The organism is Stenotrophomonas sp. STK17_22 (assembly GCF_051983905.1).
Lineage (GTDB): Bacteria > Pseudomonadota > Gammaproteobacteria > Xanthomonadales > Xanthomonadaceae > Stenotrophomonas > Stenotrophomonas maltophilia_A.
This window is the reverse complement of the sequence record NZ_CP197010.1, coordinates 3027505-3053900: the sequence shown is the minus strand read 5'-3', so window position 1 is coordinate 3053900 and position 26396 is coordinate 3027505. Positions and strand designations below refer to the sequence as shown.

Here is a 26396-nt window from a genome sequence, read left to right as displayed (position 1 = left end):
ATGTCACTTGCGTGCGAACGCCAGCAGGTCGGCGTTGAACCGGTCGGCGTGGGTGACGGTCAGGCCGTGCGGCGCACCGGCGTACACCTTCAACTCGGCGTCCTTGATGATCTGCGAGGACAGCTTGGCTGAGGCATCGAATGGCACGATCTGGTCGTCATCGCCATGCACCACCAGCGCTGGCACATCGATCTTCTTCAGGTCCTCGGTGTAATCCACTTCCGAGAATTCGTGCACGCAGTCGTACTGGCCCTTGACGCCACCGAGCATGCCCTGCAGCCAGAACGAATCACGCATGCCCTGGGTAACGCTGTTGCCGTCGCGGTTGGCGCCGAAGAACGGCGTGGTCAGGTCCTTGAAGAACTGCGAGCGGTCACCGCCGGTGCCCTTGCGGATGCCGTCGAAGACTTCCAGCGGGGTACCGGCCGGGTTGGCATCGGTCTTCAGCATCAGCGGCGGCACGGCGCCGACCAGCACCACCTTGGCCACGCGCTTGCTGCCGTGGCGCCCGATGTAATGGGCCACTTCGCCGCCACCGGTGGAGTGACCGACCAGGATCGCGTCCTTCAGGTCCAGCGCCTCGAGCACGGCGGCCAGGTCGTCGGCGTAGGTGTCCATGTTGTTGCCGTCCCAGGTCTGGCTGGAGCGGCCGTGGCTGCGACGGTCGTGAGCGATCACGCGGAAGCCGTTCTGGCCCATGAACAGCATCTGCGGGTCCCAGGCATCGGACGACAGCGGCCAGCCGTGCGCGAACACGATCGGCTGGCCGGTACCCCAATCCTTGTAGAAGATGCGCGCGCCGTCGGCGACGGTGACGAAGTTGCTCATTGTGGTTTCCTTGACGGAAGGGAGGGAAGGCGCTGGCGTGGATGCCGGTGCCTTCGGCAGTACAGCGCAGCGCCAGACCGACGACTTGCACGGCTGTGCTGGATTACGCCGGATGTGACGTGTATCGCTCTGGCACGAAGCCGTGCCGGCATCGAGGATGGCGGCAGCCCTGACGAGGAGCCTGCAATGTCGAACGCGTGTTGGAGCCCGCTGTTGTACCTGCTGCTGGCCACGGGGGCGCATGCTCAGACCAACGTCTACAAATGTGTGGACGGGCCGCATCCGGTCTACCAGCAGACGCCGTGCCAGGGGCGCGCGGAATGGCGCTGGGAGGTGCCGGCGGAGCCGCCCTCGACAGGTGCGAGCGCGGCCAAGGCAGCGAGCCCAGCTTCAATGCGTCCGCGTGTGGTGCAGCAGCGGCGTGCGCGGGCTGCAGTGATACCGATCAGCGCGGATCCCGCCGCCTGTGAGCGCGCGCGGCAGCATCGTGGGAAGGTGCTGGCCAATGGCAAGCGCATGGACTTCGTGCAGCGCCGGCAACTGGACGATGCCGTGCATGAGGCGTGCCGTTGAAATGGAATGGTGCCGGAAACGACAACGGCGCCCGTAGGCGCCGTTGGACGGCACGCCAGGCGCTGGACCTCAGCGACCGTCGCTGGCGGCCGCCGGTGCCGGCGAGGGCACGCTGTCCGGCTTGGGCAGGCTCAGCTCCGGGTTGCCCTGTTCGGCCTGCAGGATCTGGATGCGGCGCTGCAGGGAATCCAGCTGGCTGTTGGTGCTCTGCACGTCGCTGCTCAGGCTGACCGCCTGCTGCTGGGCCTGCTGCAGGGCAGCGCTGACCTGGGCCGACTGTGCCTGCTGCTGTTCCATTTCCTGCTGCAGGGTGCGCAGGCGCTCCTCGTTGTAGGCCACCAGGCGCTCGGTATAGCGCTTGCCGGCTTCCAGTCGGGTGGTGTCGATGTAGACCTGGGCCAGCTGCTCTGACTGCTGCGCGAAGGTGCGGTAGACACGCTCGGCGTTGTCGACGGCATCGGTCTTGATCACCCGCCAGAAGTTCTTCTCCTGGAACAGGGCGACGTAGTAGGTCAGGGTGTTGGCATTGAACAGCAGGCTGGCGCCGTAGTTGCCGTTGTAGGTGGTGCGCAGCTCGGTGAGCTGGCGGGCATCCATCAGCTGCTTGAGCTCGTCAACGGTGTTGCGCACCACCGGTGCGGTACGTGCGGCCGGCTCTGCGGCTGCTTCGCGGTCGCCGCGGGCAGCCATCGCCGCCGGTGCCACCAGCATCATGGCCACGGCCAGCAGTGCCGCGCCGCGCGCGTGCCGGGCGAAGACCGCGCCCCCTGAAGTTTCTCGCATGTCTAGACCATCCACGGATGAGTGTGGGTTGAGATGAAGGTGGTTCCCCGCCGGGAGTCTAGCATGTGCGCGGGCGCCGCCAAGGGCGCCCGTCACGGGTCAGTAGACCAGCTGTGCGGGCGTGCACTGGATGGACTGGACATGCACATCCGTACGGCCCAGTTCCAGGCCCAGCACCTGCGCCAGCAGCGAGCGCAGCAGGGAGCCGACGCTGTTGAGCAGCGGCTTCAGGACGTCCAGGGCGGGCTTCAGCAGCAAGCACAGCAGGCCCGAACAACTGACCGGGCCATTGCCGGGGGCGGTGACGCCGTCGCCGGCGAACTGGTCCAGGAAGCCGTCGTGGGCGGTCTGCAGGTAAGACGCGAGGTTCTGCGTCATGCAGTTGTTGTAGGCCTGGTCGCTCAAGGAAATCAGCAGGCTTGCACACCGGTTGACGGTCAGTCCGCCGAGCAGGCTACCCAGCAGTGCCGGCAGCACGCCCAGCCCTTCGCCAGTCACAGCCGTGCGATAGCCTTTCCAGACCGAGCCATCCTCCCAGCATGTGAGCAGGCCCACCAGGCAGGGTTTTGGAACACCCTTGGGTACATCCCACGCGCCCAAGGGCTTCAACCCCCGCGTCTGGTCGCCAAGTTCAAGCAGCTTGATGGACGCATCGACGTCGTAGCGATTGCGACCAACGTTGGCTGCTTTCAGGTAGCGATCGGCCAACTGCGCTGCGGTCGAGCCCTGGCTCATGCCATCGTCGCGCGGATCGAGCACGCCGGACAGTACGCGCAGCAGTTCGCTGACCAGCTCGGACACGGCGGTGCCCACCTCCAGGGAGTTGACCTGGGTTGAACCGGTCGCGCCGGCGGGGAGGGTGAGGCTTTGCGTGTCGGTCAGCGTATTGACCTTGATGCTGTCATTGATCAACGGCGCGCCGAGCAGTGTGAGCATCTGTTCCTTCTGCAGGGTGTCGCCACAGACATTCTGCTTGGAGAACCGCTCGCTGTCGGCCACCTTGCCGACGCAGGCGCGCAGCACGGAAGACTCGACCTTGATCGTCGCCGTGGGAGGCGTGCTGCCACATTGCAGGCTGGTCAGGGTCGCCATTGCATTGGTCACGTCCGCATGGACCGGCAGCTTCAGGCGGATGCCCAGCAGTGAAAGCACGCCGCCTGCAACCGGAATGTTGTTGGTGTCGATGTCGAGGAAGACACGGATCTGCGCGTTGTAAGCGCGCGAGCCAACGCCACCGATGGCGATGGACGGCGGTTCCACCACAGCGGCTTTGGCATTGACCAGGCCCAGCAGGTTGAGTTCATCGACCGAGACCGCACGGCCGCCATTGGCGATGCTGATGCTGGTGCCGATCAGGTCCAGCACATTGACATCGGCCTGCAGCGCGCTGGAAATCGTTCCATCCGGCGCGACCACGCGTGCGAACAGGCCGCCACCGCTGTCATCGGAGCCGAGTTTCACCTCCAGCTGCTTGAGGTCGATGCCCTTCACGACCAGGGCATTTTCCAGTGCACTCAGGTCCACGTGGGCAACGCCCTGCTGGGTGAGCAGGTCAACGGTCGCCTGAAGAATCTTGCCCAGCTTGACCTTGCGGCCGGCCAGCAGATTGTTGAACTCCGCCACGCCCATGTTGACGTCGATCGGAATGCCCAGTGCCTGCAGCAGTCCATTCGGGGTGATATGCGCCTGTGCAAGGCCGTCGTAGCCGAGCAGGGTGGTCTTGTCGAGGTCGGCGCCCACCAGTTTCAGGACATTTCCCAGTGGCGTGTTGCCATTGATACGCAGCAGTTGCGAGCCGACACTGAAAACCGCCGTCGGTTCTGCACGGCGCGCTACCGCCTGGGCGGTCACGGTCGGCAGGCTGCTGTTCTGCCCGAAGAAGGGAAGCACCGCGCGGCGGGTGATGACACGGACAGCGTTGCGTTGATTCGCTGCATCGACGACCGGGCTGAAGTGCCCTTCGGTGGCGCGGGTCACGTTCCAGTTTCCGCAGCGGATTTCCAGGCTTCCTGCGAAGGTGTTCTGGGTGAGTGCGCTCTGCCGCGCAGCACTGTTGTCGCTGTTGTCCGAGGTGCACAGTTCCAGTCGCTGCGCTCCGGCCAGTGCAGCCAGATCAGCGACCTTCTGTGCATCGCGCTTGGCCCAGAACAGGTAACCGATCTCGATCAGGCCCAGCATCGCCAGCAGCGCCAGCATGACCAGCATCATGGTGATCGACATGCCGCCCCGTGGGCGGCTGAAACTGAACTGGCGTGGGCGTTTCATGGCCTACCTCAGCGTCCGGATGAGGATGATCCCTTGGACTTGGCGACATCGGCTTCAAAGAAGTCCGGGATCTCGTGTTCGAAACTCTTCATGTAGCGGGCGTAGCTCAGCGTCGCCTGGTCGCCGAGGATCGGCAGGTGCTGTCCGGCCTGTTGCCCCGATGCCTGCAGGCGGAACAGATTGCGCGTGGTATCGCCGATCTGGCTGCGGCCGGGCCGCGGGGCTGCAGTGCTGCCGTCGGTGTTGGCCACTGCTGCAGGCGCCGCCTGAGGCACCGGTGCTGGCGGGGCCGCCAGGTCCACGGTGGGCAGTGACTCGGACTGCAGCGGCTGCGAAGCCGACGCAGCCGGCGTGCTGCCGCCAAGCATCTGCCCGGTCAGCGGCTGTTGCTGCGCCTGCACGGCGGCGGCTGGCAGCAGGCAGATCAGAACGGGCAGCAGGCGTCGGGTCAGGGGCGTCGCGGTCATGGTGTGTTCCCGTTCGGGTGGTCGGAGGCGCTGAAGCGTTCCAGCATCGAGGGCGGCAGGCGCTGCGGATCGCGTTCATCGCGGCTGTCGCGGCGCGGTTCCGCCGCCAGTCGCGTGGCGCCGGGCGGGTTGCCGGCGGCATCGCTGGCGAGAGCACGGGCAGCGGCCGGCACGACTGCGGCGGCTGCCGCTGCGGCTTGGCGCTGCTGCAGGCGGGCACGGATCTGCGCCGCCTGCTGCTCGATGCTGAGCCGGGTCTCGTCGTTGAGGTTCGCTTGCTGGGCGAGGCGTTCGGCAGTGGCGGAGTCGCCCCGCAGTACCGCCCAGAGGGCGAGGTTGGCGGTGGCCTTGGCATTGCCCGGCGACAGCTCCAGCGCCTTGGCCAGGGGTTCGCGCGCGCGCTCGAACTGCCCGGCGCGCAGCCGCGCATAGCCCAGGTCGCCGAGATAACTTGTATTCAATGGCTGCAGTTCGGTCGCCCGCGCCAACGCCTGCTCACTGCCGGCGTCGTCGTCGCGGCGCGCGGCAATCAGGCCCAGGCCATGGGCGGCCGCGGCGGCCTGGGGGCCACTGGAAAGATCGCGGTACAGGGTGACCGCGGCATCGGCCTGGCCGGTCTCGCGCAGCGCGTCGGCCTGCAGCAGGCGCAACGCCGGCGGATCGCCGTAGCGCTGGCGGAAGGCGTCGACGTGGGCGAGCGAGGCATACCATGCGCCTTGCTGCTGCATGCGCTCGATCAGCTCCAGGTAGGCATTGCGGCTGTCCTGCGGTGCCGGTTCGGGCGCGGCCAGGCTGGGCGCGCGCAGGTACTTCGGCGTGGTCGATGCACAGCCGCTGGCGCCGGCAACGGCAGCCAGGGCAACAATCAGGCAGGAAGTGCGCAGGGCAGGCATCAGGGGGACCCCATCTTGGACATGGTGGTGGCCAGCGCGACCAGCGCCGGACCGGCAAGGACCAGCATCAACGCTGGCAGCAGGGTCAGCATCATCACCACGGTCATCTTCACCGAGAGCTTGCCGACCTTTTCCTTCAGCGTGTTGCGACGCTGTTCGCGCAGGCGGATGCTGAACTGCCGCAGGGGCTCCTGCACCGCGCCGCCATGGGCGTGCACCTGCAGGATCAGCTGCATCAGGCTGGTCAGGTCATCGTCGGCATAGACCTCGCTCAGCCGGCGCAGGGATTGTGCGCGGGTGCGGCCGTGGGTATAGGCGATGTTGGCCTCCTGCAGCTCGCCGCCGAGGACCGGCAATGCATCGCGCAGCTTGTCGCCGAGCGTCTGCAGGCTCTGGTCCATGCTGAAGCCCACGCCCTGCAGCAGACGCAGCAGGTCGATCAGCAGCGGCAGCTCGTTGTCGACCGCTCGTCGGCGCCGTTTCACCCAGGAGGAGAGAACGAACTTGGGCAGCAGCAGGCCGGCGGCGAGGGCGCCGATGATCACCATGATCCTGGCCAGCCCGGTGACGCTGCTGAATGTCAGCGCCAGTACCAGCACCAGCACGGCCAGCAGCAGGCGCAGGCCGAGGTAGATGGCCGTACCGCGGCGGGTGTTCCACCCGGCCAGATCCAACAGCAGCCGGTCTTCATTGGCCAGCAATGCCGTTTCCAGGCGGCCGCCGCTGAGGGCACGGCCGAAGCGTTCCAGCCAGCCCAGCGAATCGTGCCGCGCAGGCTCGGTGTCACGGGACGCCTCGCGCGGCTGCAGGGCGGTCTTCAAGGTGGCCGTTGTACGTTGCTCACGATGGCTGCGTACCCAGCCGCCGATACCGAGCAGGGCGATACCGGCGGCCAGCACGAGCAGGGAGAGGGCGAACCAGGCGCTGGCGCTCATCGGTTGTCTCCGGCGGGGCGAAGGGGGTTCATAGCGACTTGGCCAGGCGATACAGCAGGAAGCCACCGACAAGTTCCATGCCCAGTGCAAGCAGCAGGATCTTGTGGCCGAGCGGATCGTGCAGCACCGGCTGGAAGAAGTCCGGGCTGGTGATCGCCATCAATACCGCGCAGGCCGGTGGCAACAGGCCCAGCACCCACGCTGACATCCGCGTCTCCGAGGTGGTCGCTGCAAGCTCCTGCTGGGCCTGTTCCAGATCGCGCATGAAATCGCCCATGCGCTGCAGGATCTGGTCGGAGCGCCCGCCGATGCGCACGCTGACACCGATCACCACCGACAACACCTTCAGCACATCCATGCGATAGGGATGCGAGGCCTGTGCGAGTGCACGGTCCAGCTCCATGCCGCTGCGTGCAAAGCGCACCGTGGTGTCCAGCAGCCCGCGCAACGGCGCGCTGGTCTGCATCGATGCAACCTGGAACGCTGCCTGCAGGCTGTTGCCCAGTGCGGTCAGCCGCACCAGGTTGTCGAGGAAGTCCGGCAGCTGATGCAGCAGTTGCGCACGCAGCTTCGTGGTCCGCCGCATCACCCACAGCCAGCAGCCAAGCAGGTACAGCAGCAGGGTCAGCGGAAACATCCATGCGGTGCCCAGCCGCAGCATCGCCACCACCGACAGTACCAGCCCCGGTACCAGCAGCATGATGGGAATTTTCCAGCCGGTCTGCAGCCCTGCGCGCTGCAGCAGGCCATCCAGCGGCAGCACGCGGCGCCCGGCGCTGGCGGGCCGCGCCGGGTCGTTGGCAGCGGTGACGGACGGCCCGGCGGGTGCTCCGCCCGTGGCGCTTCCGCGCGAAAGCTGCTGCTCGGCGTGCCGCATTGAAACCTGGCGCTGCTCACGGCTGCTGGCCGTGCCCCACAGCCAGGCTGCCAGCGCCAGCAGCACCGCGATGATGCTCAGCATGCCCAGCAGCGCGCCGGTTCCCATGCTCAGAAGTCTCCGTAGAGCGATTCGCGCAGCTGCTGGCGGAACGGCTCCAGCTTGTGCGAGTGCGGATGGAAGCCCAGCCCGACCCAGCGATCGATCTCTTTGCCGTTGCCGTCGATCTGCAGCTCGTGGCGGAACATTTCCTGGGTGGTGATCAGGTTGTCGCTGACTCCGGTGATCTCGGTGATCGAGACCAGCACGCGGCGCCCGCTGCCCAGGCGCGAGATCTGCACGATGAAGTCGATGGCACTGGCGATCTGTCGGCGCAGGCTGTCCTCGCTGCCCTGGAAGCCAGCAAAGCCGGCCAGCATCTCGATCCGGTACAGGCAGTCGCGGGGCGAATTGGCGTGGATGGTGGCCATCGAGCCATCGTGGCCGGTGTTCATCGCCTGCAGCATTTCCAGCACCTCGGCACCGCGCACCTCGCCGACGACGATGCGGTCGGGGCGCATGCGCAGGCTGTTGCGGACCAGATCGCGGATGCTGACCGCACCGTGCCCTTCGGCGCCGCCGATACGGCTTTCCAGGCGAACTACATGCGGGTGGTTGAGCGAGAGCTCGGCGGTGTCTTCGACGGTGATCACGCGCTCGTTCGCGGGGACGTAGCTGGCCAGGGCGTTCAGCAGTGAGGTCTTGCCCGAGCTGGTGCCGCCGGACACCAGGATGTTGCAGCGACCCAGTACCATCGCCTTCAGCAAGGCCTGCATCGGCGCATCGAAGGTGCCCTTGGCCAGCAGTTCATCGGGGGTGAACGGGTCCTTGCGGAACTTGCGGATGGACACCATCGGTCCATCCACCGCCAGTGGCGAGATGATCGCGTTGAGACGGCCGCCGTTGGGCAGGCGCGCATCGACCATCGGATTGGAGTCATCCAGGCGGCGCCCAAGCGGGGCGAGGATGCGGCGTAGGATGCGCAGCAGATGCGTATCGTCGGTGAAGCGCTGGGTGGCCCGCTTGAGCTGGCCGCCCTGGGACACGTGCACATCCTTGAAACCGTTGATCAGGATGTCTTCGATGGACGGGTCGTGCAGCAGGTCGTCCAGCGGGCCGAAACCGGTCAGCTCCTTGACCAGGCCGTCGGCAACCACCTGCATCTCCTCTTCGTTGATCGGGATGCGCCATTCCTGGATGAAGCTCACCGTCTGCACCTGCACCCAGCGGGCGATGGTGTCGGGGGCCCAGGAATCGATGTCGATGCGCTCGTCCTCGATGCTGTTGAGCAGGTGCTCATGCGCGGCCGACAGCACCTTCTGGTACTGCTCGGTCTGCGCGAACGGCTGATGGCCCGGCGAGCTTTCGGGCAGCACCGGCCGGGCAACGGCATGCGGGAACGGGGTTACCTTGTCTTCCATTGCGATCCACCCAGGGCAAGGGAGAGTCTTTCCCGCAGGCCCTGCGCCTGGACCGGGCAAGCAGCCGGATCCAGGCGCGAAACCAGCGGGGCGAGGGCACGCAGGTAGGGGTCGCGCGGCGCATCCTGCAGCAGCAGGTGGCCCTGGCTGGCAGCCAGGCGCACGCGCGGTCGTTCGGGAAGCGTGGCAAGCAGGGGAACCTCGAAGCGGCGCGCGATCTGCTCCGGGCCCATGCCGCTGCTGTCATCGTGGCGGTTGATCACCAGCTGCAGGCGCTTCTCGCGTTCGCGCTGGCCGGCAAGATGCTTCAGTGCCTGGTCGAGCGACACCAGTGTGGCAATGGAGGCATCGGTGACCAGCCAGATCTCGTCGGCCTGGTCCAGCAGCAGCGGCGGCAGCTGACGCAGCGGGCAGCCACCGGCATCACACAGCACGCTGGCGAACACGGTGCGCAGGCGCTGCAGCAGCGCACCCGGATCGGACGGCGGTACCGCATCGCTGCCGCTGGCGCGGTCCAGCAGCACCAGCCCGGAATCGTGACGGGCCATGGCCGTACGGGCGAGGGTGGCGTCGATGCGACTGGCGTTGCGCAGCGCGTCTTCGTAGTGGAAGCGGCTGTCCAGGTTGAGGTACAGGGCGAGGTCGCCCGAAGGCTGGGCCAGCTCCATCAGCAGGCCATCCTGCTGCAGTGCCTCGCCCTGTGCCAGTGCACGGGTCTGCTGTGCCAGCACCGAAAGATGCGCGGCCAGCGTACTGGTGCCGACCCCGGCGCGCACGCCCAGCAGGACGATCAGGCGGGCCTTGTGCGCCTGCTGCGCGGCGGCAGCCGGTCGTGGTGACAGGGCGCGACGCAACGCGGCCTCGATGCCGACGTTGTCGCTGTCCAGGTCCAGCACATCACGCAGGCCCGCCCGCAATGCGATGACAACGCCTTCCACCTGGCCGGCACTGGTGGCACCGACCGCGACCAATGCCAGATCCGGCTCGGTCTGCTGCAGTTGCTGCGCCAGCACGCTGGAGGCGGCCGCATGTTCCGGGCGGAAGTCGAGCAGCACAAGGCTCTGCGGCCCGCGTTGCAGGTCCTGGGCGGAGGTCGGCGTGCTGCTGTCCTGCCAGTGCAGGGTGGTGGTTGGCGGCAGTTTCGCCGCCAGCCGGGGCAGCAGTTCGCGATCCATTCCGTACAGGACCAGGTTCATCGGCGGTCCTTGCGGATGCAGCGGCTGGGCAGTGGCGTAGGGCATGGGCGTGGTATCGCAGGCATCATGGAATCAGCGTGAGAAGCCGGGCACCGGGTCCTGGCTGATAGGACCCAGCAGCCAGGCGCCCCATTCGGGCATGTGCGGCTTGGCCTCGCGGTCGCCGGGCAGCGGCAGCTCGGTGTTGCGTGCCAGCGGCTTCACCAGGCGTGGCGTGACGATGATCACCAGTTCCTTGTCCTGGCGCTTGTAGTCGAAGTTGCGGAAGAACGAGCCGATGATCGGCAGGTCACCCAGCAGCGGGATCTTGCCGACGCTGGAAACCACGTTGGAACTGACCAGGCCACCGATCACGAAGCTCTCGCCATCGCCCAGTTCGACCGTGGTGTCGGCGCGGCGGGTGGTGATGGAGGGAATCTGCACGCCGTTGAGCGCGATGGCGTTGCTGTAGTCCAGGTCGCTGGCTTCCGGTGCGACTTTCAGGGCGATGCGGTTCGGTGCCAGTACCGTCGGTGTCACGGTCAGGCCGATGCCGAAGGGCTTGTAGGTGATGGTGGTGGTGCCCAGTCCCTGCGGTTCCAGGATCGGCAGCTCGCCGCCGGCCAGGAAACTGGCGCTCTGCCCGGACAGCGCGACCAGTGTCGGTTCGGCCAGCACACGCGCCATGCCATTGCTCTGCAGCAGGTCGACGTCGGCATTCCACAGGCCCTTGGTCGAGCCGAACACCAGGCGGAAGGCCGAAGAAATGGGCGATTCGGCTTCGTTGCCGGAGTTGCCTTCCTTCATGCCGGGCAGGATGCCGGTATTGCCCGGCAGCTGGCCGCCCGGGCGGGCGAAGCCGTAGGCGAAGTTGCCATTGCGGTTCTGGAAGCTGATGCCGATCTGCTTCAGTGCGGTCTTGTTGAACTCGACCACCTTGACCTCGACCTGGACCACGCCGCCGCTGCTCACCGTGGATGCGTCGGCAAGCAGGCCATCCTTGCCCAGGGCCATGGCGGCAGTCTTCTGCTCCTGCATGTGCGACAGCACGCTCTCGGTGCTTCCCTGCAGCAGGCCCTGATTGTCCTGCTGGGTGAATACCAGCCCGTTCGCGCCGGCATCGGCCGCACCCTGCACCGCACTTTGTACCCGCACCTGCAGGCGCTGTGGTTCGGTCTGCTTGCGGTGCCAGAGCAGGAGCGTGGTGGTGCCCGGCGCCTTGCCGACCAGCAGGGCCTGGCGTTGGCCGCGCAGCATCACGATATCGGCCACGCCCGGATCGGCAATGGCGACCCGCTCCAGATCACCCGGCAGGGTCCAGGGGCGCTGCTCACGCGCCTGCAGCACCAGGTCGTCGGCGGCCACGCTTGTCGCCGGTGCCAGCAGCACCAGCAGCAGGGCCAGCCAGCGCTGGCGGGGGGAAGGGCGTGGACTGCGGCGACGTTCGGTCATGGATGCGCTCGATGCAGGTCAAAGGGAACCACGGGGGGCGGAGCTGTCACCTCGGATGATTTCGATGCCCGATGCGCGTGGGGCGCTGCGCCGTGGTGCGGGTGCGTGTGCCGGGGCATCCTGGGTGCTGCGCGCGGGCGCGTTGCTGCGGCCGGCCAATGCATCGCCGTCGATGCCGGCGAAGGCGTGATTCTCTGGCCGCTGCAGCGCAAGCTGCTGTTCCGCATCCAGGCCACGCAGGGGATCAATCACCCCGCGTGCCTGCGGGAACAGCGCCAGATCGGGCTGGCCGGAATCGGCAGGGTTGCGCAGGGCGAGGAACAGCTTGCCCTGCTGTGCACCCAGCAGCAGCCGGTTGGCATCGGCCACCGACACCGCCAATACCGCGCTGCGTGCCGGCTGGGCGGTCCCGCTGCCCGTGCTCTGGGTGCTGCTGCTTCCGGTGATGTCGGCGGCGCGCGGATCGTTGCGGCCATCAGCCTCGTTGCTGGCAACAGCGTCATGGTTGGCCGGGGCGATGTCCTGCTGGCCATAGCTGAGCACGCGCAGGCGCGACAGCAGCAGGCGCGTCTGCGCTGCGTCGGCCGGGCCGCTGGGGTTGGATTGGGCAGTGCGCAAGTTGAGGAACACGTCGACGAAATCACCGGGCAGGATGCGGTTGCCGGCCCCCACCAGCTCGTCGACCGGGACCGCGAGTGCGCGTTCCCCGGGGCGCAGCTGCAGCGAGAATCCCTGCGCGAGTGCGTTGCTGCTGATCGCCGTGCCTTCGGCGATGTCCTGCACCGGCACCTTTCCGACCACGGCGGAAATGCTGGTGGCGGCACCGGAAACCGGGGCGCTGCGCTGTGCGAGACGCAGTCCGTTGGCAGAGATCGGTTCGCCGGCCGGCAGTCGCGCCACCGCTTCCACCACGGTGATCGCCTGGGCTTCGCTCTGCGTTACCGGGGCAACCGTTGCCGGTGCGGCCGGCTTGCGCCCGATCATCAAGGCGATCACCGCCAGCAGCACGGCCAGCCCGATCAGGGCGACGGCAGCAATGCGGGTCAACTTGAGCATGGAACCGTCTCCTGTACCGAACGTCAGTTGCCGCTGCCGAGGTCGAGCTGAGCGACCGCGACGCTGCGGATGGGAGCCCGCATCACCCACTTGTAAAGCGTGGCGGTGCCGGGCAGGAAGGGATGGCTTGCGTAGTCGTAGCTGACCGTCACGGTCATGCACTGGGCGCTGGCCAGTCCGGCGCAGGGGGCCTGCGCGGAAACCAGAATGGCGTTGTTTCCGCCATTGCTGCAGTCGACCGGCTGACCCGAGAAGTTCAGCAGCCACTGCATCGAACTACGCGCTGCAACGCAGGCGGCAGTACGGCGTTCGTTGGCGCTGCCATAGCGCAGCGATGCACGTGCACCCTCGGCCGAGGCGGTTGCCAACGTCTGCTGGGCCGCCATGATCATTACGCCGGAGAACGTGAACAGCAGCAGCGGCAGCAGGCCCAGCATCAACATCAGCGCGAACTCGATGCTGGCCGCGCCACGTTGCCGGCGTCGGTTGTGGATGTTCATGCCACACCTCCGTACGTGCTGATCAGGACCCAGGCGATGGCGGATACCGCCAGGTAGGCGGCGTAGGGAATGCCTTGGCGTCCCTGGCGGGCGCTCTGCATCCCGCGCAGCGCCGGGTGCGAATGCCATTGCGAACTTGCCCGATGCATATGGGCTTGAAGGCCGATGGGCAGTACTGGACCCAACCGTCGCGATACCAGCACCAGTGCGGCATGTGCGCCCGCTGCCAGGCTGGCCGCGATCCAGATCGGCAGTAGTGCCTGCCAGCCCAGCATCAATCCCAGTACCGAAAAGAACTTGACATCACCGGCGCCCATCCAACGCACTGCATGGAAAGGCAGCAATGCGACCAGGCCGAGCGCCGCGCCGGCAACGTGGGAAGCCCACGGCAGGCGCGGCGCGTTGAACTGTCCGGCGATGAGCACGACAACGGTGATCGCGCATGCGGACAGCAGCCAGGCGTTGGGCACCCGACGGGCGTACAGATCGCTGATCGCGATCCGCAGGCACACACCGATGGCCAGCAATCCCAGCAGTGTCATGGCACCCTCCATTGTCCGTCAGTGGACGGTCAGCCGCCGCCTTCTGCAATGAGCCGCAAGCGCAGCCGACGGCTGCGCGCGGTCCCGGTCAGCCCCCGCCGCCGGCAGGCGGTGCTGCACTACCGGAGGCCTTGGTGGCCAATGCGGAGAGATTGGTGAACAAGGTCTCGAAGAAGGACTTGATCTGCGCATTGCCGACCGCGATCAGGATGCCGGCAATCACAGCCGCCAGCAGGCCGTACTCGAGTGCGGTAACGCCATCTTCTTCCTTCAGGAACTTGCGGATCGATGCGTTCATGACGTTTGTCTCCCTCTACCTGTCTGCTACAGGACACCTGTTGGGCGGTGGCCCGGCTCCGCCGGGATCGTCCGTGGACCTCCGCACGTCCTGGCGGAGGAGGCACGGCGGGATGGACCCGCTGTGCTCAAGCAGGGTGATCGTTTCCAGGCGGGACGCCGTTCGCGCAACCGCGACCGCGCGGCGCGGGGCCGGTGGTCGACGTGTCGAGCGATACGTGCATGGTCATGCTGTCCCCCTGGGTGCGGTCATTATCAAAGACCGGATCACCGTGTTATCGACTTTGCCTGAATGGCGGCCGGCTGCAACCGGAACCTATATGCAAATTCGGCAGAATCCCATTGCTCCTTAATTTTCAGGCCGGGTTCTGTGACGGAAATCCGTTCGCCCGCACAACGATTCATCGACGTGCAGATAATGTGAGGCAGGCTTCAGGTCGCATGCGAAAACCGTGCCAAACGCGACAATCTGATTTTCACCTCTGTATCCATCTTATTCAACGCGGTGCAGATGTTTACCCCGCTGAATTATCGGGCATACTCGCATTCAAGTACTCGCGTTTCTTTTGGGGTCCGCACCTTGGCGGCGCGCATTCCGGTGATGGAATAGATTCCATGAGAGGTGCGCGCCCTGTCAGGCAGTGGGGGCCGTACCGCACGGCGGATAATCGGGGGGACGACACTGTCATGGTCGATGGTGGGGTAGGAGACAGCGACGACAGCGGCCTGCGGTCGATCGACCTGGCGACGCTGAGCGGCGTGCTTCGTGTATGTGATGTCGAACTGCTTCTGCTCGATGGCAATGGGCCGCGGGCGGCCTTCGCGTCACGCGTGCACGAGGAGGCGTTGTTCTGCAGCATCAGCTGTGGATTCCATTGCCGTGGACGTTTCATGCTGCCCCCGGACTGGGCGATGCTGGGGTATCTGCATGCGACCGATGAAACCCTGAGCTGGTGCCATGGCGTACCGCTTGCCCCTGGGATGGCGCTGACCGTGATGCCCGAGGGCATCAGCGAGTTCACCCTGAGCCCGGGCACGCACATGACCCTGATGCTGGTGCCGGTGGCACGGGTGCAACGCAAGCTGACCGAATTGAGCCTGCGCAGCACGCCGCCGGCCGGACAGGCGCTTTCACTGTTCAATCTCGCCAGCGAGGCCGCCCCGCTGGCACAGCATTACCAGCAGCTGCACCTGCAGCTGGGCCAGGGCACGGGCCTGCAGCCGGAAGAAACCGAGCGGCTGCTGCACGAACACGTGCAGGCACTGCTGGGTGCGGGTTCCGCCGAACGCCCAGGTTGCAGCCGTGCGCGGCGCACGCATTATCTGATCGCACAGCGGGCGGAAAACTTCATGCGCCTCAACCTGCGCCGCAATATCTACATGAATGAGATCTGCGACGCTGCCGGTGTCAGTGAGCGTGGGTTGCGCTACGCGTTCGAGGACCTGTTCGGTACGTCGCCCAATCGTTACCTGTCGATGCTGCGCCTGTGCGCAGCCTGCCGCAGCCTGTCGATGGCCGATTCCAGCCGCCGTTCGGTCAAGGCCATCGCCCTCAGTTGTGGCCTGTGGGACCTTTCGCGTTTCGCCGACAACTACCGCAAGGTCTTCGGTGAACTGCCGCGTGACACGCTGATGCGCGCACCCGCGCAGATCGGCCAGCCCGCCTGATCCAGGCCCCATAAGGGTTTCCCGGCGGTTCCTGCCGGAATTGCATATCCGCTTGCCGATATGGTTGCCGCTTCTGCATAACCGGCTGCCGATTCCGACCGTGGATTTGCCGGAATGCGCGATTGCCGTGCCGGAATGAAGTGCGCAGCCGCTGTTGCAAACGCTGAAATGTCAGTCACCTGCCTAACGGCAAGTCCACTGACATTCCAGTTGTTCGCCTACGGGGGAAATGCTCATGAACCGCATCTACCGGCGTGTATGGAACCGCCAGCTCAATGCTCTGGTTGTGGCCTCGGAACTGGCCACCGGCGATAGCGGCGGCAGCGCCGCCCGCGATCCGCGCAGTGTCCTGCTGATGCCGACCGCACTGGCCCTGGCCCTGCTGTGTGCGCTGGCCAGCGGGCATGCAGGAGCATCCGAATCCAATCAGTCGCTGCGTGATCTGCAGGCACTGGCCGCGAAGTACGCGCAGCCGATGCCGGTCAAGGTCGACGCAGAAGTCGCGCTGGCCGCGGCATCGCGCCAGGCGCAGAGCAGTCCGGCGATCAGCGCAGACGCGCGTGTGGGCCTGCAGCTGAGTACGACCTCGCTGCCGATCGTGCGCGACGTGCTGCCGGCTACCGTACAGGTGAAGCTGGCGGCGAACGCCGCGCCGAAGCAGGTCGCGGTTCCTGCACTGGCCGCCGATGTTCGCGCCAATGTCGGGCTGGGGCACGCAGCGTCCAATGTGGCGAAGATGGATGCCTCGCTGGCGGCCAACGTTGCGCCGTCCGCGCATGCGCCGCTCGGTGTGGCTGCGGATGCGCAGGCGAAGGCCAGGGTTGGCATCGCCGGTGCCCAGGTGGCCTCGATCGATACCGGTGCCAAGGCGGCTGCCGCTGTTGCTGGCGCATCCGCTGGCTCGCTGTCCGGCCTCAAGGCGTCCGTTGACGGCAAGGTGGATTCGCAGCTGAAGCTGGCGGGCCACCAGATCGACGGTCAGGGGCAGGTCAAGGCGACGGCAGCGGTCACGTTGCCGGCAAAGGAGGAGCTGCCGGGCGAGACCCATGATCGTGCGATCACCGCAGCTTTCGATACCGGTGTTGCCGGCAAAGTGCGCGTGCAGGCGCCCGATGGCCAGGAAGTCGTGGCCGACCGCAATCTGAAGCTGGCCGGCCAAGCGACTGTGGCAGCGCAGAACAGCGCACTGGGCGTGGGTGGCCTGGTGGGCGGCGTTGTCGGCGCGGCAGGTGGCGCCGTGGGTGGCGTGCTTGATGGCACCGTCGGCAACACGGTTGGTGCGGTGGGCGGAGCAGTGGGCAGCACGCTCAATGGCGCCGTTGGCACGGTTGGTGCAGTCGGCGGCACTGTGGGTGGTGCACTCAACGGCACGGTCGGCTCGGTCGGCAGCACCGTCGGCGGGGCACTCAACGGTGCGGTTGGCACGGTTGGTGCAGTCGGCGGAACTGTGGGTGGTGCGCTCAACGGCACGGTCGGTTCGGTCGGCAGCACCGTCGGCGGCGCACTCAATGGTGCGGCTGGCACGGTGGGTGCAGTTGGTGGCGCCGTGGGCGGCACGCTCAACAATACAGTGGGTGCGGTGGGCAGCACCGTCGGCGGTGTACTCAATGGCGCTACAGGTGGCAGCACCGGCGGCCTCGGTGGCCTGCTGGGCGATACGCTCGGCAATGTCGGCGGCGCCGTCGGTAACCTGCTCAACGGCAACCTCAATGGCACCATCGGCAATCTCGGCAGTGCCGTGGGTGGCCTGGTCGGTGGCACGCTGAGCGGCCTCGGCCTGACCAAGCCCTCGGCGATTCCGCCGACCAGCCCGAAGGCGCCGGCTCCGGCCGATCCGAACGCGGGCCTGATCATCGGCACCGGCGGCCTGGTTGGCAACGTCGGGCAGCTGATTGGCCCGACCACCACCAGCCTGTTTGGCGGCAACGGCTACCTGAGCAACGGCAACCTCAAGCTCAGCAACGCCAACGTGATGCAGACCTACTCGACGGTCAATGTGCTGGGCCTGCCCGTGGTCAACCTGTCGCCGGTCGGCAGCACTCTCAACGGCTTGGGTGGCGCCGTCACCGGCGGTAGCTCGCACCTGACCCTGATCGGTGGTGTCACCTCCGACAGCTACATCTACAACATCAACAACGGCAATCCGGGCGGCCTGCTCGGGCTGCTGCTGCCGAAGGATTCGCCGGCATGGGCGGCCAAGTGCCTGGATATTGTCCTCGCCGACATCTCCTGCTGGGCAGTCAATGCGGCGCAGGACTACCAGGTGCTGATGGGTGACGGCGCCTTTGCCAACGGTTCGAAGGAAGTGGTGATCGGTGCCAATGCCCGCCACGAGCTGCCGAAGGTCGATGCCAACGTCGCCTTCCCGGGCGCCGGCACCAATGATCCGAGCAACCCGACCGGTGTGCCGACCGCGGACTACGCCGCACGCATGGGCCATTCGGTGATCGTCGGCGACAGTGCGGTGGGCACGGCCAACGGGCAGACCCTGCTCGGTGCCGAGGCGACGTCGAACCAGGCCAACTCGGTCGCACTGGGCTACCGCTCGGCCGCGCTGCGCGGTGCCCAGGCCAGCTACAGCGCCTATGGCCTCACTGCGCCGCAGGTCTCGGCCGGTGAAGTGTCGGTGGGTACCGCCGGTGGCGGCGAGCGCCAGATCACCAACGTGGCCGCCGGTAGTGTCAATACCGATGCGGTCAACGTGGCCCAGCTGAAGGGTGCCATCAGCCTGATCGATGATGTGGCGGCCGCTGCGGTGACCTACGATCTGGACGGTGCCGGCAATCCGAACTATCGCCGTGTCACGCTCGGTGCGGGCACCGGCACTACCACCATCGGCAACCTGGCCGGCGGTGCGGTCACCGCCGGCAGCCTGGAAGCGGTCAATGGCGGCCAGTTGGCGGCGACCAATGCGGCCATCGCCAGCTTCTTCGGCGGTCGCGCAGCCTTCGATCCGGCCAGCGGTGCATTCACCGCACCACTGTTCGAGATCAGCACCATCTCCACCGGCGGTGCGATCGCCAAGGGTCTGTATGAGAACGCCACCGATGCCTTCGCCGCGGTCGATGGTTCGCTGGTCAATCTCAACACGCAGATCACCGACATCCGCAACGGTGGCACCAAGTATCTGCGGGTGAACTCGACCGGTACCGAGGCGCTGGCCAGCGGCGCCGACTCGATCGCGGTCGGTACCAACGCCCGCGCCACCGCCGCCAACAGCATCGCGGTGGGTGCCGGCAGCCTGGCTGACCGTGCCAACAGCGTGTCCATCGGTGCCGCCGGTGCTGAGCGTCAGGTCACCAACCTGGCTGCGGGTACCGCAGCGACCGATGCGGTCAATGTCGGCCAGCTGCAGGCGTCGGAACAGGGGGCACTGCGCTATGACCTCAATGGCGACGGCAGCGTCAACTACGCCAGTGCCACGCTCGGCCAGACCGGCACGGCCACCACGCTGCGTAATCTCGGCCCGGGCCAGGTCAGTGCCACCAGCAGCGAGGCCATCAACGGTGCCCAGCTGTTTGCGGCCAACCAGGCCGTGGCCACCCACCTCGGTGGTGGCGCGGCGGTCAACGCCAGCGGCGTGCTGACCGCACCGACCTACTCGATCAACAACGTCGCCGCCAACGGCACCGTGACCAAGGGCAGCTACAACGACGTCGGTACCGCCTTCGATGCGGTCAGCAACTCGCTAGCCAACGTCGCCGACCAGACCGATGAGATCGACAAGCTGGCCGTGAAGTACGACGTCGATGGCAGTGGCAACGTGCTCAACAGCGTGACGCTGACGGGTACCGGCACCGGCGCGGTGAAGATCACCAACGTCGCCGCCGGCAGCATCCTGGCCGGCAGCAGTGATGCCATCACCGGCGACCAGCTGTTCAGCACGAACAGCACCATCGCCAACTACTTCGGTGGCACCACCGCGTACAACGGCACCACCAACGTGTGGACCGCGCCGAAGTTCAGCATCTCCAGCATCGCCACCGACGGCACCTTCACCAGCGGCGACTACAACAATGTCACCGCCGCCTTCACTGCGGTGGACGGCTCGCTGAAGGTCCTCAACCAACGCATCACCAACAACAGCGGTGGCAGTGCCTACCTGGCAGTGAACTCGACCGCAGCGCCTGCAACGGCTGCCGGTGCGGAAGCGGTGGCGGTCGGCCCGCAGGCCAGTGCGGCCGGTGCCAACAGCGTGGCGGTCGGCAACGGCGCCAGCGCCAGTGCCGGCAACAGCGTCGCCCTGGGTGCCGGGTCGGTGGCCAGCGTCGGTGCGCAGAGCGGCTACACCGGCGCCTATGGCCAGACCGGCGCCAGCAACTCGGCCGGTGAGGTTTCGGTCGGCAGCACCGGCAGCGAGCGCAAGATCACCCATGTCGCCGACGGTTCCGATACGTACGACGCGACCAACGTCGGCCAGCTGAAGAACGGCGTGAACTACGCCATCGACGAATCGAAGAAGTACACCGACCAGAAGATCCAGAACATCACCAACGTGGCCGGCAGCTTCCGCGCCAACAACACCAACAACCTGGCCGATCCGTCCGCCAGCGGTGCCAATTCGGCCGCAGGTGGCGCTGGCTCCACCGCCGCCGGTGCCAACTCGACCGCGCTGGGCAATGGCTCGCAGGCGCAGGCCGACAACTCGGTGGCGCTGGGTGCGGGTTCGGTGGCGAACCGGGCCAACACGGTCTCAGTGGGTGCCGCCGGTGCCGAACGCCAGGTGGTCAACGTGGCCGACGGTTCGCAGGCGACCGACGCGGTCAACGTACGCCAGCTGCAGGCCTCGCAGCAGGGCACGATCCGTTACGACACCACGGTGAACGGCGCGACCAACTACAACAGTGTCACGCTGGGCAGCACCAACAGCGGCCCGACCACGGTGCGTAACGTCGCCGCCGGCACCGCCGGTACCGACGCAGTCAACGTCGACCAGTTGAAGTCGGGCATGGCGCAGACCCTGGACTGGTCGAAGGCCTACACCGACGAGCGCATGGGTGGCTTCGAGCGCGACCTGCGCAAGACCGACAACCGCGCCTCGGCCGGTATCGCCTCGGCTATGGCCACCGCAGCACTGCCGCAGCCCAGCGAAGCGGGCCGCAGCATGGCCTCGGTCGCCGCCGGCAGCTACAACGGCGAGTCGGGCGTGGCGGTTGGTATCTCCGGTGTCTCCGAAGGAGGGCGCTGGATCTACAAGTTCAGCGGCTCCACCAACAGCCGTGGCGAGGCCGGTGTGGCCGTCGGTGCAGGCATCCAGTGGTGATCCCCGCCGCCGGGCCGCACGCGCGGCCCGGCATCGCGGAAACGTCCAAAGGGGGAATGACATGAAACAGCATCGCATCGCCCGCACCAGCCAGATGGCCGCAGTGCTGGGCCTGGTCCTGGGAATGGGCCTGCTGGCCGCCTGCCGCAGCCATGCGCCGGCCGCCGAAGGTCCTGCCGAAACCACCGCCGTGCAGTTCCCGGAGGCCTCGAAGGCCTCGTTGAAGGAAGGCATCTATCCCGACGTCGCCGACCTGCGCCGTTTCGCGCCGGGCATGAGCAAGCGCCAGCTGTACACGCTGCTGGGCACGCCGCATTTCAATGAAGGCATGTGGGGCGTGCGCGAGTGGAACTACCTGTTCAACTTCCGCACCGCACAGGGGGCCGAATACTTCACCTGCCAGTTCCAGGTCCGCTTCGACAGCAAGGGCATTGCCCAGGGCGGCTACTGGAAGCCTGAATCATGTGCGGCGGTGCTGGACCCGCCGCGGCCGCCGGCCCCGCCTGCACCGGCGCCGTTGCCGGAGCAGCCGTTGCGCCTGTCCGCCGATGCGCTGTTCGGTTTCGACAGCGCGGCGCTCAGTGCCGAAGGCCAGCAGGCCGTGCAGGGCGTACTGGCGCAGGTGCGCGAGGCCAGTCAGGTGCAGTCAATCCGGGTGACCGGGTATACCGACCGTATCGGCAGTGCCAGCTACAACCAGGCCCTGTCGCAGCGACGTGCCGAGGCCGTGCGCAGCGCGCTTGTGCAGGGCGGCGTGCCTGCAGCCAGCATCAGTGCCGAAGGACGCGGCGCGGCCGAGCCGATCGTGCAGTGCGAGCAGCGCAACCGTCGCGAGCTGATCGCCTGCCTGGCGCCGAACCGGCGCGTGCAGATCGCGGGTGTGGCGCAGCCACGCTGAGAATCCTGCGCCGGGGCAAGTCCCCGGCATCCCGAGTCCCCCCTGACCGCCGGCAGGACGTGGCCACGTCTCCCCCGTTGTCCACGCCTGCCGGCGGCTCAGGTTTTCCATGGTGCACGCGATGAACGCCCAATTCCTGCCTCTTTCCATGAAGACGGAAACCACACTGAGTGTGTACGGCCAGCTCGGCAATCATGCGGTGGTGCGCATTCCCGGGCGGCGACTGCCGGGATTGATCCTGCAGGCAGACACCGTGGCCGGCTTCCTGGCCCAGCTGCAGGAAGCCCAGGCCTGCCTGCGCAGTGGGCGCGCGCAGCGCACCGACGCCGAGCTGGACATGCTGATCGACGTGCTGCAGCAGTGGTATGCGCTGATTGAATCGCGCCTGGCGGACGCCGGCGAGGCGCTGTAGTAGGAAAAAGGGGACGGAGGGGATTAAGTCGTTCTTGCCCCGGCTGTGCCGGAAACGACTTAATCCCCTCCGTCCCCTTTTTTGTATCAGGCGCGGGCGCGGACCAGCCAACAGGCGGCATCGACGCGCACACGGTCGCCTTCGATGAAGGGCGCGAACGCGGCCAGCGCCTTGTTTCGAAGTGTGTCGGCGCGGTCTTCGGGCAGGTTCCGCAGCGCCAAGCCCAACGGGCCCAGCTGGCCGACATAGGTCGGCAGTTCATCGCGGGCGATCGAGCAGGGCAGGTCTACCGCGACCAACTCCACATCCTTCCAGCCGGCGGCCTGCAACAGACGCTGCACGCGCTGGCCATCGGCAAAGGCGAACTGGCCGGGTGCTCCCGGCACCCGCGGCGGAAGCTCAAGTGCATCGCCGATCGCGCGTTCGGCCGTGGTCATGAACGGGTTCTCGTCGGCACTGCGCCAGGCGATGAAACGCAGCCCAGCGCCTGGCGTTGCAGCACGATGCAGGTTGGCGAAGGCGGCCTCGGTATCTTCGAAGAACATCACACCCAGCCGCGACTGGATCCAGTCGAAGTGCGCGGAGGGCAGCGGATGCTGCTGCGCATCGGCCACGATGAAGTCCGCGTCCAGTCCGGCCGCCTCGGCGCGCTGGCGGGCCAGTGCCAGCATCGGCGCGGAGATGTCCAGGCCGGTGCTGTGTGTCGCCGGGCGAGCGGCGGCTGATGCCAGCAGGCTGGCGCCGGTGCCACAGCCGATATCGAGCAGTTGCGTGACGGTTTGCGGAAGCTCGGCCACCAGCAGGTCGGCCATGGGCTGGAACAGGCCGTCGAGGATGGCCTGCTGGGCGACCCAGATCTGGCCGCCAGGGCCATTCCAGAGCGCATTCTGATCAACGGGGGATGTACTGGCCATGGCCTTGTCCTGCCGGGAAGTTGCCCATAGGTTGATGCTTGAAGGCGACTTGAGGTCAAGCCCATGCGTGAACTGGATATCGGCGAGGTGGTGAAGCGCAGCGGCGTGCCGGCCTCGACCCTGCGTTACTACGAGCAGCTCGGGTTGTTGCAGTCGCTGGGCCGTCGCGGCCTGCGCCGGCAGTACGACGAGCAGGTGCTGGAGCGCCTGGCGTTGATCGGCCTTGGCCAGTCGGCTGGGTTGTCGCTGCAGCAGATCGGGTTGTCGCTGCCGCCTCAGCGCGGATGCATTACGCTGGATCGCGAAGCCCTGCTGGCACAGGCCGATGTGCTGCAGCAGCAGATCACCCAGCTGCAGCGGGTGCGCCGCCATCTACAACGCGCGGCGGCCTGCCCGGAAGCGCAGGATGCGCGCCAGTGCGGTTCGTTCCGTAAGTTGCTGCGGGCCCAGCAGCGCCTGGCGGGTGGGTGAACCCGCGCAGCCCCGTCAATCGCGGGTACTGACTTCCCAGGTGGCATGCAGCACGCCCGGCACGTGCTCCATCCGTGCCAGCACCACGTCCAGCTCATCGGCACTGACGGCGGTACTGACCAGCACCGCGATCACATCGGTGGGTGCATCGGCATGCTCGACCACCTGCACATCACCGACCGGATATTGCGCCGCCTCCAGCGCATCGACCAGGCGTTCGCGTACACGTGGCACCGCTTCGGCATCCACACTCAGGCGCACCTCGTAGGTCGCCTCGGTGGCCGTCTCGTTGATCGGGATGCGGTTGATCGCATTCACCAGCGGCCGCAGCAGGGTGTTGCCGGCGATGATCAAGACCGTCAGCAGCACGCCTTCGGCCAGCATGTCCGCGCCGGTACAGCTGCCGACCGCCGCCGAGCACCACAGGGTGGCGGCGGTGTTGAGGCCGCGCACGTTCATGCCTTCCTTCATGATCACGCCGGCGCCGAGGAAGCCGACGCCGGAGACCACGTAGGAGATCACCCGCACCGCCTCGGCGCTGCCGGCGATGCGCATGCCCAGGTCGACGAAGGCAGCGGCGCCGACGGCGACCAGCACGTTGGTGCGCAGGCCGGCGGTGCGTTGCCGGTACTGGCGCTCGGCGCCGATCAGCGTGCCCAGCACGAAGGCGGCCAGCAGGCTGACCACGGTGTCGGCGAAGGGACCGGCCTGGAAGGTTTCAATGAAGCGCATGGCCGGAGTCTACCCGGTCGAGGTGACAGTAGATCCACGCCATGCGTGGATTTCGAGGGGGCCAGAAACGACTTAATCCCCTCCGTCCCCTTTTTGCGGGGTCAGTCGGTGTCCTCGACCCGCTCGCCCATCAGTTCGCGCTGGCGCTTGTCCAGTTCCTCGGCGTAGCGCTTGCGTACGAAGGCTTCGGAGACCACGCCCAGCACCTGGCCGTCGGCGGCGACCACGGCCAGTTCGTCGGCCTGGGTGTGGTCGAAGCGCTGCATCACGGTGACCACGTCCGCGCTTGGCAGCAGTGACACGTCGCGGTTTTCCGCCAGTTCGCCGATCGTGGTTTCGGGCTTCACGCCGTCGCCGTACACGCGCGGAATCTGCACGATCCCGGCGTAATGGCCTTCGCTGTCGATCAGGATCACGCGGCTGCCCGAGCCCAGCGGGAAGCGCTGGCGGAAGGCGGCGGCATCGAGGTCGGCCGGGGCGGTGGCCACGCCCTTGCGCATCAGCCGACCGGCGTTGAGGTTCTGTACCCAGCCGACGTCGCGGGCGCTCTTGATGGTCTCGCCGCGCAGGTGCATGCGCCAGGTCGAGAACGAGTAGCCGAACCACTGCCGCACGAGCGTGCTGGAGACCAGCACCGCGCTCATCACCACGCTGGTCAGCAGGAAGTCGTGCGTGCCTTCCAGCACCAGCATGGCCATGGTCATCGGTGCGCCGACCACCGCAGCGGCCAGCGCGGCCATGCCGGCCAGTGCGGCCGAAGTTGCATCAATCACCGGCACGCCGGTGGCCATCGCCAGCAGGCCGGCGAACAGGGCACCGACCAGGGTGCCCATGAACAGCGAGGCGAAGAACAGGCCGCCACGGAAGCCGAAGCCCAGCGAGATGCCGGAGGCCAGGCACTTCAGGGTCAGCAGGCCGCCGATCCAGATCAGTGGCAGGTGCGTGGTCAGGTCCAGGTGCAGCGCGCCATGGCCGGACGACAGCACCTGCGGACTGGCCAGTGCCAGCGGAATCAGCAGCAGGCCGCCCACCACCGGCCGGCCCCACAGTGGCAACGGGCTGCGCTTGACCGTGCCTTCGATCGAGGCGATCAACCGCATCACCGCGATGCCGACCATCGCGCAGCAGCACCCCAGCAGACCGTAGATGGCGTAGTCGGCGGCGCGGACATCGATGGTCGAGGCAGCGGGCAGCAGATAGGCCTCGATGCCGGCCTGGTCGGCCACGAATGCACCGGCCAGCGCGGCGACGGCTACCGGGGCGAGTGCGGCCGGGGTATAGGCGCCGATGACGATCTCGAAGGCGTAGAACGCACCGGCCAAGGGTGCACCGAAGGCGGCGGCGATGGCACCGGCGGCACCGGCGCCGACCAGGATGCGCACGTCGTTGCGGCGCAGGCGCATCACCCGGCCCAGCTGCGAGCCGCTGCCCGCGCCCATCTGCGTGTACGACGCTTCCAGTCCGACCGAGGCGCCACAGCCGTTGGACAGCAGGGTCTGGGTCAGCACGATCAGGTTGTCGCGCATCGACATGCGGCCGCCATGCAGGGCGTTGGCTTCCACCGCATCCAGCAGGGGCCGCTTGAGCCGGGTGGCAGCCAGGCTGACCAGCCCGACCAGCAGGCCACCGAGCGGCAGCACCAGCAGCGCGGTCCAGGTCAGCGAGGGCAGGGAGCTCAGGCGCATGCCGTCGTCCAGCCCGTACAGGGTGCCCTGCAGCGAGCGTGCGATGCCGGACTGCAGCAGGGTCAGGTAGCCGGCGATCAGGCCGACCAGCAGGGCAAGCGCAATGAACCACAGGTCACTGCCGCGCAGGCGCAGGCGCAGGCCCTGGAAGGCCGCATGCAGGCGCGATGGCGAAACAGGCTGTGACATGGTGGCGGCATGATACGCCGCCACCGTGATCGCCGCCGTCACTGCATCGGGCGGTTACTGC

The 26396-nt window shown here is 67.1% G+C and carries 23 protein-coding genes; 6 read left to right on the top strand and 17 right to left on the bottom strand.

Annotated features, from left to right (window positions below):
* Positions 1-3: 3 nt before the first annotated feature.
* A complete protein-coding gene (locus tag ACSYS9_RS14195) occupies positions 4-828 on the bottom strand; it encodes an alpha/beta fold hydrolase (RefSeq protein WP_049398471.1) in 825 nt (274 codons plus the stop codon).
* A 186-nt stretch (positions 829-1014) separates the two neighbouring features.
* On the opposite strand from ACSYS9_RS14195, the gene ACSYS9_RS14190 reads away from it, so the two are divergent.
* Positions 1015-1401, top strand: coding sequence for a hypothetical protein (locus ACSYS9_RS14190; protein ID WP_071229094.1), 387 nt, complete (start codon positions 1015-1017; stop codon positions 1399-1401).
* Positions 1402-1470: 69 nt separating this feature from the next.
* Here ACSYS9_RS14190 and ACSYS9_RS14185 read toward each other — a convergent pair whose 3' ends face one another.
* The 13 genes from ACSYS9_RS14185 to ACSYS9_RS14125 form a co-directional block, all read right to left on the bottom strand.
* Positions 1471-2184, bottom strand: a complete 714-nt coding sequence (locus ACSYS9_RS14185; RefSeq protein WP_043402505.1) for a DUF2968 domain-containing protein — start codon at positions 2182-2184, stop codon at positions 1471-1473.
* A gap of 99 nt (positions 2185-2283) precedes the next feature.
* Positions 2284-4449, bottom strand: a complete 2166-nt coding sequence (locus ACSYS9_RS14180) for a TadG family pilus assembly protein (protein ID WP_071229093.1) — start codon at positions 4447-4449, stop codon at positions 2284-2286.
* A gap of 8 nt (positions 4450-4457) precedes the next feature.
* Positions 4458-4916, bottom strand: a complete 459-nt coding sequence (locus ACSYS9_RS14175; RefSeq protein WP_032128080.1) for a DUF3613 domain-containing protein — start codon at positions 4914-4916, stop codon at positions 4458-4460.
* Complete coding sequence (locus ACSYS9_RS14170; protein WP_071229092.1) at positions 4913-5809, bottom strand: Flp pilus assembly protein TadD; 897 nt, start codon at positions 5807-5809, stop codon at positions 4913-4915. The genes ACSYS9_RS14175 and ACSYS9_RS14170 overlap by 4 nt, the downstream gene beginning before the upstream one ends.
* Entirely contained in the window at positions 5809-6744 is a 936-nt protein-coding gene (locus ACSYS9_RS14165; RefSeq protein ID WP_071229091.1) for a type II secretion system F family protein, read from the bottom strand. Before ACSYS9_RS14165 ends, ACSYS9_RS14170 begins: the two co-directional genes overlap by 1 nt.
* A gap of 28 nt (positions 6745-6772) precedes the next feature.
* The gene (locus tag ACSYS9_RS14160) at positions 6773-7729 is read right to left on the bottom strand and encodes a type II secretion system F family protein (protein ID WP_032128077.1); all 957 of its coding nucleotides are present in this window, start codon (positions 7727-7729) and stop codon (positions 6773-6775) included.
* A gap of 2 nt (positions 7730-7731) precedes the next feature.
* A complete protein-coding gene (locus ACSYS9_RS14155; RefSeq protein WP_032128076.1) occupies positions 7732-9081 on the bottom strand; it encodes a CpaF family protein in 1350 nt (449 codons plus the stop codon).
* Positions 9066-10322 (bottom strand): AAA family ATPase, encoded by a 1257-nt coding sequence (locus ACSYS9_RS14150; protein ID WP_071229090.1) that lies wholly within the window; start codon positions 10320-10322, stop codon positions 9066-9068. The genes ACSYS9_RS14155 and ACSYS9_RS14150 overlap by 16 nt, the downstream gene beginning before the upstream one ends.
* 27 nt (positions 10323-10349) lie before the next feature.
* Positions 10350-11708, bottom strand: coding sequence for a type II and III secretion system protein family protein (locus ACSYS9_RS14145; protein WP_049398479.1), 1359 nt, complete (start codon positions 11706-11708; stop codon positions 10350-10352).
* An 18-nt stretch (positions 11709-11726) separates the two neighbouring features.
* Positions 11727-12764 carry a Flp pilus assembly protein CpaB gene (gene cpaB, locus ACSYS9_RS14140; RefSeq protein ID WP_071229089.1) on the bottom strand — a complete coding sequence of 346 codons (1038 nt, stop codon included), beginning with the start codon at positions 12762-12764 and terminating at the stop codon, positions 11727-11729.
* A gap of 23 nt (positions 12765-12787) precedes the next feature.
* Positions 12788-13264: a TadE/TadG family type IV pilus assembly protein gene (locus ACSYS9_RS14135; protein WP_049398481.1), complete on the bottom strand. Its 477-nt coding sequence runs from the start codon at positions 13262-13264 to the stop codon at positions 12788-12790.
* Positions 13261-13806, bottom strand: a complete 546-nt coding sequence (locus ACSYS9_RS14130) for an A24 family peptidase (RefSeq protein WP_032128071.1) — start codon at positions 13804-13806, stop codon at positions 13261-13263. The genes ACSYS9_RS14135 and ACSYS9_RS14130 overlap by 4 nt, the downstream gene beginning before the upstream one ends.
* 88 nt (positions 13807-13894) lie before the next feature.
* Complete coding sequence (locus ACSYS9_RS14125) at positions 13895-14104, bottom strand: Flp family type IVb pilin (protein WP_049398483.1); 210 nt, start codon at positions 14102-14104, stop codon at positions 13895-13897.
* Between the two features lie 686 nt (positions 14105-14790).
* Here ACSYS9_RS14125 and ACSYS9_RS14120 point away from each other — a divergent pair.
* The 4 genes from ACSYS9_RS14120 (at position 14791) to ACSYS9_RS14105 (ending at position 22344) form a co-directional block, all read left to right on the top strand.
* Positions 14791-15771 carry an AraC family transcriptional regulator gene (locus tag ACSYS9_RS14120; RefSeq protein WP_032128070.1) on the top strand — a complete coding sequence of 327 codons (981 nt, stop codon included), beginning with the start codon at positions 14791-14793 and terminating at the stop codon, positions 15769-15771.
* A 235-nt stretch (positions 15772-16006) separates the two neighbouring features.
* Positions 16007-21034 carry a YadA-like family protein gene (locus ACSYS9_RS14115; protein ID WP_071229088.1) on the top strand — a complete coding sequence of 1676 codons (5028 nt, stop codon included), beginning with the start codon at positions 16007-16009 and terminating at the stop codon, positions 21032-21034.
* Between the two features lie 61 nt (positions 21035-21095).
* Positions 21096-21932, top strand: a complete 837-nt coding sequence (locus tag ACSYS9_RS14110) for an OmpA family protein (RefSeq protein WP_071229087.1) — start codon at positions 21096-21098, stop codon at positions 21930-21932.
* 121 nt (positions 21933-22053) lie between these two features.
* Positions 22054-22344, top strand: a complete 291-nt coding sequence (locus ACSYS9_RS14105) for a DUF6959 family protein (RefSeq protein WP_019659952.1) — start codon at positions 22054-22056, stop codon at positions 22342-22344.
* An 86-nt stretch (positions 22345-22430) separates the two neighbouring features.
* Here ACSYS9_RS14105 and ACSYS9_RS14100 read toward each other — a convergent pair whose 3' ends face one another.
* Complete coding sequence (locus tag ACSYS9_RS14100; RefSeq protein ID WP_071229086.1) at positions 22431-23258, bottom strand: class I SAM-dependent methyltransferase; 828 nt, start codon at positions 23256-23258, stop codon at positions 22431-22433.
* Between the two features lie 63 nt (positions 23259-23321).
* On the opposite strand from ACSYS9_RS14100, the gene ACSYS9_RS14095 reads away from it, so the two are divergent.
* Positions 23322-23729, top strand: coding sequence for a MerR family transcriptional regulator (locus tag ACSYS9_RS14095; protein WP_049423068.1), 408 nt, complete (start codon positions 23322-23324; stop codon positions 23727-23729).
* A 15-nt stretch (positions 23730-23744) separates the two neighbouring features.
* On the opposite strand, the gene ACSYS9_RS14090 is transcribed toward ACSYS9_RS14095, so the two are convergent.
* Both ACSYS9_RS14090 and ACSYS9_RS14085 read right to left on the bottom strand, forming a co-directional pair.
* On the bottom strand, positions 23745-24461 hold the full coding sequence (locus ACSYS9_RS14090) for an MgtC/SapB family protein (protein ID WP_024957423.1): 717 nt from the start codon (positions 24459-24461) through the stop codon (positions 23745-23747).
* A gap of 101 nt (positions 24462-24562) precedes the next feature.
* On the bottom strand, positions 24563-26335 hold the full coding sequence (locus ACSYS9_RS14085; RefSeq protein ID WP_071229125.1) for a chloride channel protein: 1773 nt from the start codon (positions 26333-26335) through the stop codon (positions 24563-24565).
* Positions 26336-26396 lie beyond the last annotated feature (61 nt).